The 16698-nt window shown below is 54.0% G+C and carries 15 protein-coding genes; 9 read left to right on the top strand and 6 right to left on the bottom strand.

Features of this window, described 5'->3' with window-relative positions; translation table 11 throughout:
- Positions 1-13 precede the first annotated feature (13 nt).
- Positions 14-1708: a cyanophycinase gene (locus WKJ03_RS12810; RefSeq protein WP_337842606.1), complete on the top strand. Its 1695-nt coding sequence runs from the start codon at positions 14-16 to the stop codon at positions 1706-1708.
- On the opposite strand, the gene hxpB is transcribed toward WKJ03_RS12810, so the two are convergent.
- Positions 1692-2363: a hexitol phosphatase HxpB gene (hxpB, locus tag WKJ03_RS12815; RefSeq protein ID WP_337842607.1), complete on the bottom strand. Its 672-nt coding sequence runs from the start codon at positions 2361-2363 to the stop codon at positions 1692-1694. The genes WKJ03_RS12810 and hxpB overlap by 17 nt on opposite strands.
- Before the next feature lie 146 nt (positions 2364-2509).
- Between hxpB and lepB the strand changes: the two genes are divergently transcribed.
- A complete protein-coding gene (gene lepB / locus WKJ03_RS12820; RefSeq protein ID WP_337842608.1) occupies positions 2510-3145 on the top strand; it encodes a signal peptidase I in 636 nt (211 codons plus the stop codon).
- Between the two features lie 83 nt (positions 3146-3228).
- On the opposite strand, the gene WKJ03_RS12825 is transcribed toward lepB, so the two are convergent.
- Positions 3229-4203: a PHB depolymerase family esterase gene (locus WKJ03_RS12825; RefSeq protein ID WP_337842609.1), complete on the bottom strand. Its 975-nt coding sequence runs from the start codon at positions 4201-4203 to the stop codon at positions 3229-3231.
- 156 nt (positions 4204-4359) lie between these two features.
- Here WKJ03_RS12825 and WKJ03_RS12830 point away from each other — a divergent pair, with 156 nt between their 5' ends.
- A complete protein-coding gene (locus WKJ03_RS12830; protein ID WP_337842610.1) occupies positions 4360-5121 on the top strand; it encodes an MBL fold metallo-hydrolase in 762 nt (253 codons plus the stop codon).
- Positions 5121-5645 carry a 2-amino-4-hydroxy-6-hydroxymethyldihydropteridine diphosphokinase gene (locus WKJ03_RS12835; protein WP_337842675.1) on the top strand — a complete coding sequence of 175 codons (525 nt, stop codon included), beginning with the start codon at positions 5121-5123 and terminating at the stop codon, positions 5643-5645. The genes WKJ03_RS12830 and WKJ03_RS12835 overlap by 1 nt, the downstream gene beginning before the upstream one ends.
- Here the strand turns inward: WKJ03_RS12835 and WKJ03_RS12840 are convergent.
- Positions 5526-6218, bottom strand: a complete 693-nt coding sequence (locus WKJ03_RS12840) for an SDR family NAD(P)-dependent oxidoreductase (protein ID WP_337842611.1) — start codon at positions 6216-6218, stop codon at positions 5526-5528. The genes WKJ03_RS12835 and WKJ03_RS12840 overlap by 120 nt on opposite strands.
- 167 nt (positions 6219-6385) lie before the next feature.
- Between WKJ03_RS12840 and WKJ03_RS12845 the strand changes: the two genes are divergently transcribed.
- From WKJ03_RS12845 to gpt, 4 genes are all read left to right on the top strand, one after another.
- Positions 6386-8002 (top strand): methyl-accepting chemotaxis protein, encoded by a 1617-nt coding sequence (locus WKJ03_RS12845; RefSeq protein ID WP_337842612.1) that lies wholly within the window; start codon positions 6386-6388, stop codon positions 8000-8002.
- Between the two features lie 135 nt (positions 8003-8137).
- On the top strand, positions 8138-9337 hold the full coding sequence (locus WKJ03_RS12850) for a phosphopentomutase (RefSeq protein WP_337842613.1): 1200 nt from the start codon (positions 8138-8140) through the stop codon (positions 9335-9337).
- Between the two features lie 12 nt (positions 9338-9349).
- A complete protein-coding gene (gene deoD, locus WKJ03_RS12855) occupies positions 9350-10054 on the top strand; it encodes a purine-nucleoside phosphorylase (protein WP_337842614.1) in 705 nt (234 codons plus the stop codon).
- An 11-nt stretch (positions 10055-10065) separates the two neighbouring features.
- Positions 10066-10539 carry a xanthine phosphoribosyltransferase gene (gene gpt, locus WKJ03_RS12860; protein WP_337842615.1) on the top strand — a complete coding sequence of 158 codons (474 nt, stop codon included), beginning with the start codon at positions 10066-10068 and terminating at the stop codon, positions 10537-10539.
- Between the two features lie 26 nt (positions 10540-10565).
- On the opposite strand, the gene WKJ03_RS12865 is transcribed toward gpt, so the two are convergent.
- Entirely contained in the window at positions 10566-11441 is an 876-nt protein-coding gene (locus tag WKJ03_RS12865) for a TIGR00730 family Rossman fold protein (protein WP_337842616.1), read from the bottom strand.
- Between the two features lie 107 nt (positions 11442-11548).
- On the opposite strand from WKJ03_RS12865, the gene WKJ03_RS12870 reads away from it, so the two are divergent.
- Positions 11549-12955: an MBL fold metallo-hydrolase gene (locus WKJ03_RS12870; protein WP_337842617.1), complete on the top strand. Its 1407-nt coding sequence runs from the start codon at positions 11549-11551 to the stop codon at positions 12953-12955.
- A 16-nt stretch (positions 12956-12971) separates the two neighbouring features.
- Here WKJ03_RS12870 and WKJ03_RS12875 read toward each other — a convergent pair whose 3' ends face one another.
- Positions 12972-14132, bottom strand: a complete 1161-nt coding sequence (locus tag WKJ03_RS12875) for a chorismate mutase (protein WP_337842618.1) — start codon at positions 14130-14132, stop codon at positions 12972-12974.
- A gap of 166 nt (positions 14133-14298) precedes the next feature.
- On the bottom strand, positions 14299-16647 hold the full coding sequence (locus tag WKJ03_RS12880; RefSeq protein WP_337842619.1) for a penicillin acylase family protein: 2349 nt from the start codon (positions 16645-16647) through the stop codon (positions 14299-14301).
- Positions 16648-16698: the final 51 nt, after the last annotated feature.

Genomic DNA, 16698 nt, shown 5'->3' on the forward strand with positions numbered 1-16698 from the left:
CCCAGATTATTCAATGGTTTTGGTTGGAGGTGGCCTGAGCACTTGCAGCTCGATGACTCCGTCGCTCTGTGCAGGTGACCTCAGTTTTGACGCGGCAGCGCTGCACCAGTTGTCTTACCGCTGGAGCCGCGAGGCGCAGCAGCGCATTGCAACCTGGTCAGGCTGGTCCGACCGGCGTGCCAGTGTGAAACAACAACTGCTCCAAGGGTTAGCGCAATTGCCCAAGACGCAGCGGGCATCAGTACTGACCAAAGCAGAGTTGCTTCGCCTGTTGGGCGACGGGCTGGTGGCCCAGCTGTCAGATGCTGAATTCAACCTGCTGTTGGATCAGCTGGAACAGCCGGCCTGGATCTCGCCGGATCAGCCCGGCGCAGGGCGGCAACGTGAACAGGTTCGTCTGACCGATAGCAAAGATAAATTCAGTGTGGAAATCTACAGAAAAATCGTTGAACAGGCAGCTAAAATCAGTAAAAGTCCAGATAAGCCAAAGCTGCTGGTGCTGACGGCTTCCAGTCGGGATCCCTTTGCAGCCGTCGACTTTTACCTGGAGCTCTTTCGTCAGGCCGGTGCTGAGGTGGAGTGGCTGCCGCTGAATGCCGCCTGGCAACAGGCTCAACAAAGCGCCACGAATGACAGGAATGGCTGCCAGCAACTCGACCAGTATTTGGCAGAGCTTCATCAAACCTACCGCAGATCGGCGGTTTACCCGGATTTATACCAGCAGTTTCAGCAGTTCTGTATGGCAGGTTCTGCAGCCGCTTTGGACAAAATCCGTGGGGCGGATGCGTTGTTTTTTAACGGCGGCAACCAGAGTCTGACGCTGGCGGCCTTTTTAGAAGAAAATGGCGAAACCAGCGCCGAACTTGCGCTGATCAGGCAACAAGTGGAGCAAGGCCGGCTGATAGTGGCCGGTACCAGTGCTGGTACCGCCGTGATGGCCGGAGGCATCTGGCAAGGGCAGCCGGTGCCGATGATCAGTAACGGCAGCAGCAGGGCGGCCTTGCAGTTTGGCGCCGTGGCCGCAGCGGCACCGGATGAAGGCTGTGACATCGACCAGTCCTGCCCGGCAGGACTGAGCAGCGAGCACCTGACCTACCGGCCTGCTGGAGGTTTGGGGCTGTTTCGTTATGGGGTGCTGGATACGCATTTTTCTGAGCGGGGGCGGCAAGGGCGTTTAATGCAGCTGCTGCAGTCGAGTGGCAGCCAGTTTGGCTTTGGTGTGGACGAAGCCACTGCTTTGCTGGTCGGCTGGCCACAAGGTCAGCCTGAGCAGGTCCGAATGCGGGTAACAGGGGCTGCCGGAGTCTATGTGCTTGCACAAAAACAGGACAACACTGAAGGCGAGCCGCTGGTCATGACCAGCCATTACCTGAGCCGTGATGATGAGCTGCAGTTGAACAACGGCCAGTTACGGATAAAGTTTGCTGATTGGAAGCAGGCCCGTCCGGCGGCAAAACAAAGGGCTGCTGCCACAGAGCTGCAGCGGCTGGACTGGCTGCAACACGACCAGTACCGACAGCTGGCCGGTCAGTTCTGTCAGACTGGCCAACCTGAGCTGCAGGCGCAGGAACCAAAGACGGGTTATCTGCTGAGCTTAAAGCTACAAAGCCAGAGTCAACTGGCATTTGGCCAGTATCAGCGCAACAGCCAGAGCACAGCTTACTGTTCCTATCAGGCGGTGCAGGTGCGGATCAGCCAACAGCGCTGAGCTGCAACCACTGGGCAGGCTGAGCAGGTAACTCATGGTAACTGCGGATTTTGGTCAACGCCTGCTGGTAATCGGCTTTGTGCCAGTGATGCTCAGCCGGCAGCGCTATGACCTGCATACCGGCGGCCAACGCAGCCGTCATTCCTGTGACTGAATCTTCGAATACCAGACAGTGGCGGCTTGGAACGCCGAGCCGCTCTGCGGCCAGATGATAGATGTCTGGCTGGGGTTTGCCCTGGCTGACCTCTTCAATCGAGCAAAGCGCCTGAAAATAATCACGGATTTTCAGATGATCGAGCACAGTGTGCATCAGTGTTGCCGGCGAGTTGGTGGCGACGGCCAGCGGAATATTCTGCGCCCGGAGCCGATCGAGCAGTGGTAATAAACCGGATTTAGCCTGGCCCCGCTCCAGCACGGCCCGGGCGACATAATCAATCACCGCCTGCTCAGCTTCGGCCAGTGTCATGCCTGTCCAGGGACTGTGTGCGTACCAGAGGGCAGTGACGGCTTTGGTACTCATGCCCGCCGTTTGCGCTGTGATTTCGGGTGGCAGTCGAACCCCCAATTGCTGAAAGATATGTTGCTCTGCTTCTGTCCAGTAAGGTTCAGAGTCAATCAGCACTCCATCCATATCGAAAATAACCGCATGCGGCATTTTGTTCTCCTGCTGTCTGCTCTGTGGGGCCATTTTAAAGGGAGGAACTGAGGCTGGCAAAATCTGGTAACAATTTTGTGCAGGCGGCTGCGCAACTAAATGCGCAGACAGCAGACCAAAGTTCAGGTCTTTACAGGAGAATTTTTATGCAAAAGGTAAAACAGTTCTGGCGTGAACATTGGGCTTTTGTGTTTTGTATGGCGCTGATGTTTGTGTTTCGAAGTGCCGTCGCGGATTGGAACCATGTACCGTCCGGCTCTATGCAGCCCACCATCAAAGAAGGTGATCGTATTCTGATCAATAAACTGGCTTATGATATCCAACTGCCATTTACCGGTCATTCGTTGGTCAGACTGGCGGATCCACAACGGGGCGATGTGGTCATTTTTGAATCGCAAGCGGCCAACAACAGGCTGGTGAAGCGGGTGGTGGGGATGCCGGGCGATTGGGTGGAAATGCGGGATAACGAGTTGCGTATCAATGGTCAGGCTTTATTGTACCAGCCGGGACAAGGCGCAGACTGGCAGGAGAATTTACTTGGGGTGAAACATGAGATCCGGCTGACTCAGCACCGTTCTGGCCTTTCCAGCTTCGAGCCTCTGCGTATTCCGGCCGGTTTTTATCTGGTGTTGGGGGACAACCGTAACAATAGTGCGGATTCGCGGGTGATTGGTTTGGTGCCACGTCAGGAAATTATTGGCAGAGGCGAAATGGTAGTGATGTCCTTTAATCCGGATCACTATTATTTACCGCGCAGCGACCGGTTTTTTGTGGCATTGTGAGCCGTAACTATCAGTAGTGGCGAATACAACGTGATAAAAGCGGGGTAAACCCCGCCGCTACGGACAAAACCTGACATCGGCGTTTAGCCTTTTAACGCCTGGGCCAGTTTCACCACCGCCTGAATTTGCGGCCCTTGCTTGGTGGCGTAATCTGCATTGGTATAGCCCCACCAGTCCCAGCAGCCCTGCGGGTTCAGCGGCATCAGCTTCGATGCTCTGGCCTGAGGGTAGAGCACCACCAGCTTATTGCTGTCGGCGTGGCGGTTAAAACCGGCCTGCTCCACATAGGCCATCTGCACCGCTTCAGCAGCCTGATTGCAACCATGAAAGCTGATATGCAGCCGGCAAGGTTCACCTTCGGCGCAGGCTTTGGGAATATAGACATACCCCTGCTCCGCCATGGTTGCTGCGGCGTCACCGGCTATTTGGTGTTGTGCCAGCGGGTACACCTGGCCTGCCGCTTCAGCGGTGGCGGCTTGAAAGCCAGGCAGGATAAAGGCCAGGGCCTGAGCGGCTGCATCATAGTTGCAGTTGCCCAGATAAGGTGCTTCGGAGGTTGCGCAGTCGGACCCGGCATTCAGGGTGGGCATATGGTGAGCAAAGGGCTTGTCAGACACATAGCTCAGCTGGGCGGCAGGCAGCCATTGCTGGTATTGCTGATACAGCCCGGCTGCTACGTCAGGGTGAATTTTTTGGTCCTTGTTGCCATGCAATAACCAGACTCTGGACTGAGCCAGTTGTGTTTTACCTGCAAGTTTTCCTTGGGTCATCCAGTCGTTCAGTTGTTGATTAATGGCATCGAGTGGGATTGCGGAATCGACTTTGTGAATGCAGTGATCCAGTGCCGTCAGCAAGTTATTTTGCGCGCAGTACACCGGACCGGCGGCCACAATGGCTGCACCTTTGACCCAGTCGGCGTGGGCCAGATGAAACTGGGCGGCCATGTAACCACCACTGGATAAACCGGACACAGTGGTCTGGCTTAAATCCAGCTGCAGTTTGGGCAACGGCGCCGCCTGTACTGAGCCCAGCAACAGGGCAAAAGCTAATGTTTTCATGGGGTGTCCTTTTTTGTACCTTGGACTGCAGTGATACGCTGTGACGCAAAAAAAATCCATAGCACTTAGGTACAGCATCATTTTCGGTTTTTTCGCAGCCACCTGTTGGTGATACACTGCCAGCCATTCTGCAGACGCCCGTGAACGGACGTACAAGTGACAGCACTAAACGAATTACTGATCCTCGGCTGTGGTCATTCCGAAGCCGACACCCTGTTTAACAACAATGCCCTGGTGCGCACCGCACAGGGCAACCTGCTGTTGGACTGTGGTTACACCATTAAACCCGCCTTGTTTGCCCAGGGGCTGACCCTGCAGGACATTGATGCAGTGGTGATCACCCATGTGCATGCCGACCATGTGTTTGGTCTGGAACGGCTGGCCAATGAGGGACGTTATAAATTCAAACGCAAAGTCCGGCTTTACCTGCAGCCACAGCTGTATGACGAGTTATGGCATCAGACATTAAAAGGCTCGTTAGGCCGCAATGGTGAAGGGCAGTGTGAGCTGGAGGATTATTTCGAGGTCTGCTGGATTGAACACAACCAGTTTGAGTTCGCTGGTAACCAGTACCGGCTGCATCCTGTGACACACACACCGGGCAAACCCTGTTTTGGTATTGAAATTAATGGCTCGGTGTTTTACAGCGGCGACACCCTGGTGCTGCCGGAGCTGCTGGAACAGTTAGCTGTGCGGTGGATTTTTCATGATTGCACCCTGGCCGACTGGAACCCTGTACATGCACCCATCTCCAGCCTGTTACAGCACTACCCCGAAGCATTGCGCAAACGAATTTTTCTGATGAGTTATGAGGACCACTGGGCTGGGTTTTCAGAACTGGCTGCCCGGGAGTTTGCCGGTTTTGCCTGGCAGGGCCAGCGGCTTGATCTGAACCGCCTGAACGGAGCAACGTGCTGATGCTGTATTTGTTGTCGCTCGGCGGCAATATTGCGCCAGAACAAAACACCCCTTTGGCCCTTGAACATCTGCTGCTGCGCTATCACAGCCTGTACTACTTTCCCGGGGTATATACCGAAGCTTGTCTGGTTGAGTCCGACAGGCGTTTTATCAATGCCTTATGCTGGATCTCTGCGGACGAAACAGCTGAACAGCTGAAACAGCAGTTGTGTCGGATTGAAACCTGTCTGGGCAGAGACAGAACGGACCCAGACCGGAGCAAAAAAGATCGCAGCTGTGATCTGGATATCCTCTGGGCCGGGCACGAATTTAACCCTGACTGGCAAGCTGTGCTGACCGAGCCCTATCTGGCCAAAGTGCTGGCACCGGACAGTGTGAAAGCTGAACTCTGGCTTGACTCGCTGTCACTTCCCCAAAGCCCGGCCGCCATCTATTTTCAGGCTGAGACCGGTGACAAATGGGTTATCGACCAGAAAACGGACGCCTTTGAGAATTGGCTCGAAACCTGCCTCAGACGCAATTAAGGTCTGTTGTAGCACCTGCTGCTTCTCCTCTGCACTGTGTTCAGGTAAAAACTGAATAGGGCCCGGCTGAATGCTGTTGACCCGGACTGCAGGCGCATACGCCTTGGCGGCAGACTTCATCAGATTTTCCAGCCCGGCTTTGCTGCTGCAGTAAAGCGCAAAAGCAGGATTTGGGTTGTCGGCATAGATATCTGTGATATGGATAATAGTACCGGCACCACTGGCCTGCAGTAATGGCAACAACTGCTGGTTCAGCAGCGCCGGCATTTGCATATGTATGGCAAACAACGCCTGATAAAAGCCAGCCAGATCCTGCTGATGAGCCGCATCTTTTTCGAACAGGGAGGCGTTATGGATCAGCAGGTCCACTGTACTGAACTGCTGTGCCAGCTGCTGTGTCACCTGCAACACAGAACGGCTGCACTGATAATCCACTTCAAACTGAGTCATAAACTGCTGTGCTGGATTCTTCTGTCGGGTCAGGCCAACCACCCGGTAACCCGACAGGCTTAACTGTTCAGCCAAGTAGGCGCCTAAACGCCGGCTGGTTCCGGTAATGACTGCAGTTTTCATCCTATCCTCTGTGGTTGTGCTGGCTTGGGGCGACAGGTTCAGCGCATCTTAAAAGTCCTGTCCTGATTTTTCTACAAAGATTTTGCGTCAGGTGCTTTTGCGAAAACTCATTCTGCTATCAATACTTAGCAGTACGTAGTTTTTTCAGCCAATCAGTGAGTTCCATTATGAATCTTCATAGTATCCGGGTTAAAAGCAGTTTACCTATGCTGATCCTTGCTTTGACTTTAATTGTGGTGGTGTCTTTGTTCAGCTACCTGTCGTCGATGCAAAGCCGCGCTCTGGATTTACAGGCAGAGAATTTCCTTAAAGCCATCTCAGTAGTGCTCAATGCAGACCGGGATTTGTACCAGGCCAAGCTCGCCAGTACCCAGCATATGGCGAAACAGGGTGACGCCGCAGCCCTGGAACAGGATTTTGCAGACAATGCGGCTCAGGTGAAACAGCGCTTTGGCGACTACCTGAATTACTTGCGTATGTACCCGGAGATTGCACAGCAGTTTAATCATTTTGACAGTCGTTTCCAAAGCTGGCTGACGGCAGGAGAGGCCTTATTGCAGGCCAGCCATGCAGGGGCTGTGCCTGCAGAGCTGCAGCAGCAGGAACAGCAGCTGTTTGCAGAGTTGCGGGATGTACTGGATAAAGCTGGCGAAGCGGCGCTTAGTACCTCTATTGCGGAACAGAAGCAACTGACCTCTGATATCAACCTGTTTCAAAACAGCAGTTATGGCATCAGTGCGCTGATTTTGCTGATTGCCGGTTGGTTCAGCTATGCGGTACCAAAATCGCTGACCGATCAAATCAACCAGCTGACTTCCCGCCTGGCCGAAATTGCCTCGGGCGATGGCGACTTAACAGCCCGGCTGGATGCCAGTTCCAAAGATGAATTTGCGGATTTGGCCGCGCAGTTTAACGGCTTTGTCGCCAATCTGTGTCAGTTGATTGCGTCGGTGCTGCAACAAGCCTCTCAGTTGAGCCAGCTGACCTCTGTGCTGTCGGAGTCGGCGCTGAAAACCAATGAAATTACCAAATCGCTGAATGTGGCATCCGATTCTATTGTCAGTGCAGTGCATGAGATGACGCTGGCCAACAAAGAAATGGCACAGGTGGCGACGGATTCTGCCCATGAAGCCGATGAAGCCAGACGCAATGCCGAAGCCGGTATTGTGGTTGTCAACAGTGTGACTGAGCGGATGAGCAAACTGACGCAGGACGTCGATCTGGCGCTGGCTTGTTCTTCGGAGCTGGAACAGAGTTCTGGCAATATCGCCTCGGTGCTGGATGTGATCCGTGGTATTGCTGAACAAACCAACCTGCTGGCCCTGAATGCGGCTATTGAAGCCGCTCGTGCCGGTGAGCAGGGCCGGGGTTTTGCGGTGGTGGCTGACGAAGTAAGGACTCTGGCGTCGCGCACCCAACAAAGCACCAACCATATTCAGGAGATGATCCAGACCTTACAGAGCCGGGTCAATGAAGCGTCTAGTGCGATCAACAGTGGCAAAGCCAATGCAGACCGCACTGTCAGCAGTTTTGCTGAAGCGGAACAGGTCTTTGTGCAATTGCAGCAATCGTCCCTGAGGGTAAATGATATGGCAACTCAGACGGCTTCTGCGACTGAAGAGCAGGCGCTGGTGTCGGAGGAAATTACCAAAAACCTGTATGCATTGCATGATCAGGCCAGTGCCGCCGGCGATATTGCCCGTAACAATGATCGGTTATCGTCGGAAATTAAGCAGTTATCCGATACTTTGTTTGGTCTGGTCGGTAAATTTAAAATCAGTTAACACCAGCATTCACAAATTCATTGCGAACAGGGCACATTTTGCATAAGCTGCGTGCCCTTTTTAATTTTTACTGCTTGTTGCAGGGGCGTTTGGGCCCCATTGACGCAGAGTAAAAAGCAATCGAGGTACGATGTCATGAAGAAGGCGGTGATTCTGGTCCTGGACAGTTTTGGTGTCGGCAGTGCGCCGGATGCAGCCTCGTTTGGCGACGCCGGGGCCAATACGTTTGCCAGCATCAGTAAAGCATTTTTTGCTGAGAAGGGCCGTCAGCTGCAGTTGCCGAATCTGGCCCGCCTGGGTTTAGTCAAAGCAGGTTTGGCGGCCAGTGGTGAATTGGCGTTGGTGGAAGACAGTGCAGAGATCTCAGGCAGTTACGGCTTTGCCCGCGAGTTGTCCAGTGGCAAAGACACACCCAGTGGCCACTGGGAAATTGCTGGCGTTCCAGTGTTATTTGACTGGGGCTATTTTCATGACAAAACCAACAGCTTTCCTGCCGCATTAATAGATGAGCTGGTGCGCCGCACTGGCGTGCCCGGCATTTTAGGTAACTGCCATGCTTCGGGCACCGACATTCTGGTGAAGCTGGGGGATGAGCATATCCGTAGCGGCATGCCGATTTGTTACACCTCAGCCGACAGCGTGTTTCAGGTGGCCGCTCATGAAGAGCATTTTGGCCTGGAGCGGTTGTACCAGTTCTGTGAAGTCGCGCGAGAGCTTTTGGACAGCTACAACATAGGCCGGGTGATAGCACGGCCCTTTCTTGGCACTGCGGCCGACAACTATGCCCGCACCGGCAACCGCAAAGATTATTCGGTATTACCGCCAGCTCCGACAGTGCTGGATATGCTGACCCAGGCCGGAGGCACAGTGATCAGTATCGGAAAAATTGCCGATATCTATGCTCATCAGGGCATCAGCAAAGAAGTCAAAGCCACTGGGCTTGCCGCTCTGGTGGATAAGACCTTGCAGGAAATGGCGCAGGCGCCGGACCACAGCATTGTATTTACCAACCTGGTCGATTTTGACCAGAATTATGGCCATCGCCGTGACCCTATTGGGTATGGCGAAGCGCTGGAGTATTTTGACAGCCGGTTACCGGAACTGATGGCGGCGCTGGATCAGGATGCTGTGATGCTGCTGACAGCCGACCATGGCTGTGATCCGACCTGGCCTGGGACTGAGCACACCCGTGAATATGTTCCTGTGCTGTGGTTCAATAAATTCCAACCAGCCCGTGAGTTGGGTGAACGTCAGAGTTTTGCCGATATGGGCCAGACGCTGGCAGATTATTTTGGGCTGCAGCCTCTGAGCTATGGCCAGTCATTTTTAAATTAATTCAGGACTCTTATGGCTACTCCTCATATCAATGCGCCCGAAGGGGCTTTTGCAGACACCGTATTAATGCCGGGTGATCCGCTGCGTGCCAAACATATTGCTGATACCTTTTTAACGGATGTGCAGCTGATTAGCACAGTACGCAATATGTATGGCTACACCGGCACTTACAAAGGCAAAAAAGTCAGTGTGCAGGGTTCTGGGATGGGCGTTCCTTCCATGTCGATTTATGCCACTGAGCTGGTGAAGTTTTATGGCGTGAAAAACATTATCCGTATTGGCTCCTGCGGCGCCTTGCCACTGGATGTCAAAGTGCGTGATGTGGTGATTGCGATGGGCGCCAGCACCGACTCGATGGTCAACCGCAACCGTCTGGGCGGCAACCTGGATTTTGCCGCTTTGGCCGATTATGGTCTGCTGGAAAAAGCCGTGCAGGCGGCCCGTGCCAAACAAATTCCGACCCATGTCGGTAATGTGTTTACCTCGGATCTGTTTTACAACCCGGATCCGACGCTGTTTGACCGTCTGGAAAAATACGGTGTGCTGGGTGTGGAAATGGAAGGGGCCGGCTTGTATGGTGTGGCCGCCGAGTTTGGTATCAAGTCACTGGCGATCATGACGGTCAGTGACCATATCCGTACCGGCGAAGCCTTAAGTGCGGAGCTGCGCCAGACGTCCTTCAACGATATGGTCGAAATAGCGCTGGAACTGATTTAAGGAGCCTTGCAATGTCGCTGACAAGCAACAAAATGTTTTATGTGTCCTGGGAAGCCTTCCATCGTGCGACCAAAGAGCTGGCAAAGAACCTGCTGGGCCGTGAGTTTGACAGCATAGTGGCGGTCAGCCGTGGCGGTCTGGTGCCAGCGGCTATTCTGGCGCGTGAGCTGAATATCCGGGTGGTGGACAGCATCTGTGTGTCCAGCTATGACCATGATCAACAACGTGAGCTGACCATACTGAAAAATGCCGCATTGCGTGACAGCCCACGATTGCTGGTGGTGGACGACCTGGTGGATACGGGGGAAACCGCCAGGGCATTGCGTGAGTTATTCCCGACCGCCTGTTTTGTGACTGTGTATGCCAAACCCCAGGGCAAACCCTTGGTGGATCTCTATGTGACGGACATTGAACAGGACACCTGGATCCAGCTGCCCTGGGATATGGAGCTGGCTTACAGCACTCCGCTGGCCGAACAGAAATAACCCACAAGGCCGCTTCGCGGCCTTTGTTACAACTGATAGCAGCCACAAATGGCCTGCCAGGCTTGCTCCGGGCTGTCGACAAATTGGATCAGTTGCAAGTCGTCGGCTTTGATCAATCCTTCCTCGACCAGCATGTCAAAATTGATTAACCGGGTCCAGAAGGCTTTATCGTACAAAATCACCGGCACCTGACGGGCTTTGCCGGTCTGCAGCAGCGTTAAAGTTTCAAACAACTCATCCAGGGTGCCAAAACCACCAGGAAAGGCGACCAGGGCGCGGGCCCGTTGCAGGAAATGCATTTTGCGAATGGCAAAATAGTGAAACTGAAAGCAAAACTCAGGGGTGATGTAAGGGTTTGGCCGCTGTTCATGCGGCAGCACTATATTCAGCCCTATACTCTGGCCGCCCGCTTCGTAAGCACCACGGTTTGCCGCTTCCATCACGCCAGGTCCGCCTCCGCTGATCACCATCACAGCGTTTTCTGGGTGTTGCCTGCTGTGTTCGGTGACCAGGTGCGAAAAACGACGGGCAGCATCGTAGTAGCGGCTGTTCTTCTGATCCCGCTGTGCCTGACGTAACTGCTGCAGTAGCCTGCTGTCGGTGGGCGTTGCTGCCTGCCGGGCCTGAGCCTGCTGCAGGTTTTCTGCGGCCTGCTCCGGCGATAAAAAGCGGGCACTGCCGAACACCACTATGGTGGCCTGCACCTGATACTGTTCCATCACCAGTTGCGGTTTGAGGTATTCCAGCTGCAGACGGACATGGCGCAATTCGTCCTGCATCAGAAAGTCTTTGTCACTGAAGGCCAGCCGGTAGGACGGATGGGCCTGCAGGCCCTGGCTGTGTCCGTCGGCTTCGCTGGCTGAAAGCAAATGACGCTGGTGCAGTAAGTTGCTGTCTGACATAAGGGCTCCGTCAAAAATTCAGAAATGAATCAATACTTTGATATAGGCTAATCTTAAGCGTTCAAAGCTGGGTTATAACAATCTCTATCACCAACAGGGAGATAAGTATGCCATTAGATGCCAGTTTGACCTTTTATGGTGCCGCTGAACAAGTCACTGGGTCCTGCTATTTACTGCGTATAGGTGCCAGACGGGTGTTGCTGGATTGCGGCATGAGTCAGGGGGCCGATCAAATTCGGGAATGGCACAAATTCAGTTTCCCGTTCCGGCCAAAAGACATTGATGCAGTGATCCTGTCCCACGCCCATATTGACCACAGTGGTTTGTTGCCGTTGTTGGTGGCGCGCGGTTTTCGCGGAAAAATCTGCTGCACTGAGGGCACAGCTTTGTTGCTTGGCGTCTTGCTGAAAGATTCAGTGCAGCTGTATCTGAAAGATTTGGAATGGCAGAACCGCCAGCGCGCCCGTCAGGGGAAAAGTTTACTGGACCCGGTGATGGCGGTGCGTGATGTGGTGCAGGTGCTGGAGCAAACGCAGCCGGTTGGTTACCGGCAGAAGCACAGTGTCACCGAAGCCATTGAGCTGGAGTTTCTTGACGCCGGCCATATTCTGGGGTCCGCCATAGTACAGCTGCAGCTGAAGAATGGTAAAGCCAGCCGGCGGCTGGTATTTTCCGGCGATTTGGGCAATCCGGCGACGGTGCTGATGCCTGACCCAAGCAAGGTCGCGATGGCCGACATAGTGCTGATGGAGAGTACCTACGGGGACCGCAACCACCAGCCATTGAACCGCACTCTGGATGAATTTGCAGAGGCTTTGGATAACGCCTACGCCGCAGGTGGCAATGTGTTTATTCCGGCTTTTGCGCTGGGGCGCAGTCAGGAAATTCTGTATTACCTCGGCTTGCTGTACCAGCAAAAACGGCTGAAGCAGAAAATGGTGGTGCTGGACAGCCCGATGGCCATTGAGATCACCAAAATTTATTCGCGCCTGATGGATGAGTTTGACCCGAAGGACACCAGACTACTGGAACGTTACGGCGCCAGGGATCTGCAAAGTTTCCTGCCTGTATTGCGGTTGTCTGCTACAGCCGAGGAGTCGGCTGCGCTGAACCGCGTCAGTTCTGGCGCTATTATTATTGCCGGTTCCGGCATGTGCAATGGCGGGCGCATTGTGCATCATCTGAAGCACAATTTATGGAAAGCGGCGAATCACATTATTTTTGTTGGTTTTCAGGCGCAGGGCACCTTGGGCAGGCAATTGGTGGATGGGGAAAAACGGGTCCGGCTTTTTGGTCAGCAGATTGCAGTGAAAGCGCAAATTCATACGATTGGCGGCTTTTCCGCCCACGCGGGTCAAAGCCAGTTGTTAAGCTGGTCCAGTGCTATTGGCGGACAACCGCAGTTTTATCTGGTGCATGGCGAGCCGAAAGCGCAACAGGCGCTGCAACAGCGGATGCTGGAGCAGGGCCTGCAGTGTCAGATAGCGCAAAAGGGGCAGAGCATTCCACTCTGACTCAGCAGAATGGAGCTTAGCTGTGTGGCGGCAGGGTTGGGCTGATATCTTCACTGGGGTAGCAGCCCAACACTTTGACAAAGCGGGTGATCCGGTTCAGTTCATCCAGCGCTCTGGTCATCGCGTAGTCATTCAGATTGGCGTACACATCCACATAAAACATTTCTTCCCACGGGTTGCCCGGAATAGGCCTGGATTCCAGTTTGCCCATACTGATGCCATGTTGTTTCAGTACGGTCAGTGCATCCACCAAGGCGCCCGGCTGCTGGCCCGTATACATGATAAAAGTGGTTTTGGCCGGAATGGCTTTATCCACCTGAATGGCTTTACGGGCCACCACAATAAAGCGGCTGACATTGTCTTTCTGGTTCGCCAGGCCACGGCCTAATACCTCCAGACCATAAAGCTTGCCGCCTTCTTCACCGCCAATAGCAACCACAGCCTGGTCCTGCGCCTGGCGTACTCTGTTAAAGGCGTCGGATGAGGCGTCACAGTACTCAATTTTTACACTGGACAGCCCCTGCAGGTACTGACTGCACTGGGCAATCACCTGAGGGTGGGCGCAAATAGTGCGGATTTTACTGAGTTCAGTGCCGGCAATGCCAAGCAGACAATGCTCTATCGGGTGGGTCAGCTCGCCGACAATAGACAAACGGGTGTGCTGCAGCAGATCATAGACTTCATTAATGCTGCCGGACGAGGTGTTTTCAATCGGCAGCACGGCGTAATCGGCATGGCCGGTTTCCACCGACTGCACAATTTCGTTAAAACTGTCGCACCCAATTTCAATCAGAGTTTCAGCGCGGCGGGTAAAGTACTTCTGAGTCGCCCAGTAACTGTAAGACCCCTGTCGGCCAAGGAAAGCAACCCGCGCCACAGGGCCATTGGCTCCATTGAGCTGGCCCTGCACTTTGGCCTGCTGCTGCAGCACAGAGTCTTCAATAATCACATGGTAAATTTTGGTGATGTATTGAGCGTCCAGACCCAGGCTTTTGCCTTTTTCAATCAGGGACACCAGCAGTTCCTGCTCACGTTTCTGATCGCGGATAGGTTTGTTTTGCGCCAGTTTGGCGTCGGCAACAGAAAGCGCGAGCTGACGGCGGCTGGACAGCAGTTGCAGCAGTTGCTGATCGGTACTGCTGATATCCTTGCGGATTTGGTCTAAATCATGACTCATGGTGTTGATCCTTTGGCAAAAAAAAACCTCCCACTGAGGGAGGTTTTCAGGTTTATCACGCGCGCGCGACTTACCGCCTCCCCGTTGGGGTGGTAAAGAGGCGAAAAAAGCGAGCGGTTAAAATTGTTTTCATAGTCAGCAAAATAATCAGTCTAGACGTCTAAAGTCAAGCTTTAGGTTCAATCTTTAATAAATAGGTGGTTTCCCCAGGCAAAAAGCCCAGCCATTTTTCGTGTAACCAGAAGGCGTGATCGGCCTGATAAAAAGGCGACAACGGGTGACCAGACTGGCCCGCCGGGATCACCAGTAAACCATCTTCTTCATGGCCGGGAGACACCACCATCCGCTCAGACTGACCATGCACCTTGTTTTGCACCCGCGGCATATGACTGTCGCCGTTCATTGGCATGGCCGGCATATTCAGCCAGTCGCCCAACACAGGAATGGCCGAACCCAGCGGATGATTAATCTGACTGGTGTTCAGCGCGCCCCAGGTGGCCTGTGCCAGGTTGCCCTGTTGTTGTTCCAGCGCATTTTTACTGTCCAGCACAGCGCGTTGCAACAAGGCTTTCCAGCTGTCAAAGCCGGCAGGTACTGTATCTGGCCGTGGCTGCTGCAACAGCGCCCAGGTTGCGGTTTCCAGTGAAAATTTCAGGTCGCGGCCACTGAGCCGGTTTTCTTCCAGCAGTGCAGTCAAAGAGGCAAAGGCCAATTCAATAGTCTTGGCCCGGAAAGAGCGGACCAGGCTATAGCCAACCGAACTGATACTGGCTGCGCTGGCATCTTTCATTACATAGTCCCGGTACGCGGCCAGTTGATGCTCTGCAATAAAGTCCGGAGTGAGCACCTGGTTCAGTAGCAGCTGTTGCCAGCGGGCCAGCATCAGCGCTCTGTGATCGAGTTGAATTTGATGCAGGCTTTGTTCGGAGTGTTGTGCCTGAGCCGTCAGGCTATCCCGGATTTGCTGGCCCCTGGCGCCAAGGTCGTAGCCGCCATTGCCAATCAGCGCTAACTGCTCGCCCCCAATCATCCGGCTGTTGGCTGTCCAGAGCTGGCCTGATTGAGGCTGCAGAATGGTGGGGTAGGCTTTGGCGTTATGGTAACCCATCCAGCGGTTTTTCCCTGTGCTCCAATCCTGTGGAGTGTCCATGTCGGTCAGTTGGCGCTCAGGCAGGGCTCCAATCAGGGTCCAGCCAATCACGCCCCGGTCATCGGCCACCAGCAGGTTTTGGGTGGGCACCCCCACTGTGGTGGCAATTTGTAACGCAGCTTTGGCGCTGTCAGCCTGTTCCAGTTGCAACAAATTAAAATTGGCGCCCTGCGGGTCATGAGCGACCCAACGCAGCGCATAACCGGCAAAAGGTTCTGGCATGACGGGGCCCCAAATGGTTTCTTTGTATTGACGGACCAGATCAGGTTGGCCTTTCACCTTAATCACTTCATTCTGGTACTTAAACTCCTGCCAGCCATCATCGGTTTGATAACGTTCGGCTTTCTCATCCAGTTTCAGTGCAATGACATCAGTCCAGTCCGCTGTGCTGTTGGTAAAGCCCCAGGCAATACGGCCGTTACTGCCCGCCACCACAGCCGGTGTGCCAGGCAATGTGACACCCGCCACCCATTTGGTTTTGCCTTCCTGTTGCCATTGCAACCGGGCTTTGAACCAGGTGCCAGGCACCCTGATCCCCAAATGCATATCGTCGGCCAGAATAGCGCGACCGTCGGCAGTGCGGCTGCCAGCGACGGCAAAGTTATTCGAGCCAATGTCGCGGCTGTCAAACAGACCACAATCTGAGCAGGCACTCTGTTGTTTCAGTACAGTCGGGTAGGGGCTTGCTGGCAGAGGGATAGCGGTCACTTCGGAACCATCCATTGCAGCCTGCCAGTCGGGGCTGTGCTGCATCAGGAATTGATACCAGTCTGCGGGCAACTTCTGTTTTATCAAGCCCATCGCCAGCTCGTCTTTGCCTTCGCTGCCCTGTAAATCGAGAAACATGCTGTACAGCACCAGAAACGAATCGGCTGGAGACCAGACTCTTGGGCTGCTTTGCAACAGCCAGTATTCGAAAGGCGGCAGGCCCAGTTGGTGTAAGCCTTCGTTCACCCCTGCTGTGTAACGGTCGAGCAGCTGTTTTTGCTCGGCGGCCAGCGCTTCATAACCAAGTTCTGCCCTGTGTCTGAAGCGATGCATCCGGCGTTTTTGATCCAAATCCAGCGCCATTTCACCAAAGAGCTCTGACAGCTCGCCTGCGGCGTTGCGGCGTAATAAATCCATCTGGAAAAAGCGTTCCTGCGCATGGCTGAAGCCCAGTGCATACGAAGCATCGCTGCGGTTTTGTGCCGAAATGCTCAGGTAACCCTGGGCGTCTCGGCTGAGCTCGACCTGGTGTTCAACGGCACCCTGGACCAAGCCGTCGTACTGGGGTTGATTTGACTTCAGTGCCAGGTAAAGTGACAGCAGGCTAACTAAAGCCAAACTAAATAACGAGAGCAGGATCCATTTCAGCCAACGCATAGGTTTTTGTATCCAATCGGTTAAAATCAACGTCTTATCATAAAGAGGGTG

Source organism: Rheinheimera sp. (assembly GCF_037442525.1).
In the GTDB taxonomy this organism is placed as follows: Bacteria; Pseudomonadota; Gammaproteobacteria; order Enterobacterales; family Alteromonadaceae; genus Pararheinheimera.

Bases quoted from the DNA above. Each gene is read 5' to 3' on its own strand.
- WKJ03_RS12875 (WP_337842618.1), bottom strand. From the start codon at position 14,132: ATGAGTCATGATTTAGACCAAATCCGCAAGGATATCAGCAGTACCGAT.
- WKJ03_RS12825 (WP_337842609.1), bottom strand. From the start codon at position 4,203: ATGAAAACATTAGCTTTTGCCCTGTTGCTGGGCTCAGTACAGGCGGCG.
- WKJ03_RS12835 (WP_337842675.1), top strand. From the start codon at position 5,121: ATGCTGTATTTGTTGTCGCTCGGCGGCAATATTGCGCCAGAACAAAAC.
- WKJ03_RS12850 (WP_337842613.1), top strand. From the start codon at position 8,138: ATGAAGAAGGCGGTGATTCTGGTCCTGGACAGTTTTGGTGTCGGCAGT.
- WKJ03_RS12845 (WP_337842612.1), top strand. From the start codon at position 6,386: ATGAATCTTCATAGTATCCGGGTTAAAAGCAGTTTACCTATGCTGATC.
- WKJ03_RS12810 (WP_337842606.1), top strand. From the start codon at position 14: ATGGTTTTGGTTGGAGGTGGCCTGAGCACTTGCAGCTCGATGACTCCG.
- hxpB (WP_337842607.1), bottom strand. From the start codon at position 2,363: ATGCCGCATGCGGTTATTTTCGATATGGATGGAGTGCTGATTGACTCT.
- WKJ03_RS12880 (WP_337842619.1), bottom strand. From the start codon at position 16,647: ATGCGTTGGCTGAAATGGATCCTGCTCTCGTTATTTAGTTTGGCTTTA.
- WKJ03_RS12870 (WP_337842617.1), top strand. From the start codon at position 11,549: ATGCCATTAGATGCCAGTTTGACCTTTTATGGTGCCGCTGAACAAGTC.
- WKJ03_RS12865 (WP_337842616.1), bottom strand. From the start codon at position 11,441: ATGTCAGACAGCAACTTACTGCACCAGCGTCATTTGCTTTCAGCCAGC.
- deoD (WP_337842614.1), top strand. From the start codon at position 9,350: ATGGCTACTCCTCATATCAATGCGCCCGAAGGGGCTTTTGCAGACACC.
- WKJ03_RS12840 (WP_337842611.1), bottom strand. From the start codon at position 6,218: ATGAAAACTGCAGTCATTACCGGAACCAGCCGGCGTTTAGGCGCCTAC.
- gpt (WP_337842615.1), top strand. From the start codon at position 10,066: ATGTCGCTGACAAGCAACAAAATGTTTTATGTGTCCTGGGAAGCCTTC.
- lepB (WP_337842608.1), top strand. From the start codon at position 2,510: ATGCAAAAGGTAAAACAGTTCTGGCGTGAACATTGGGCTTTTGTGTTT.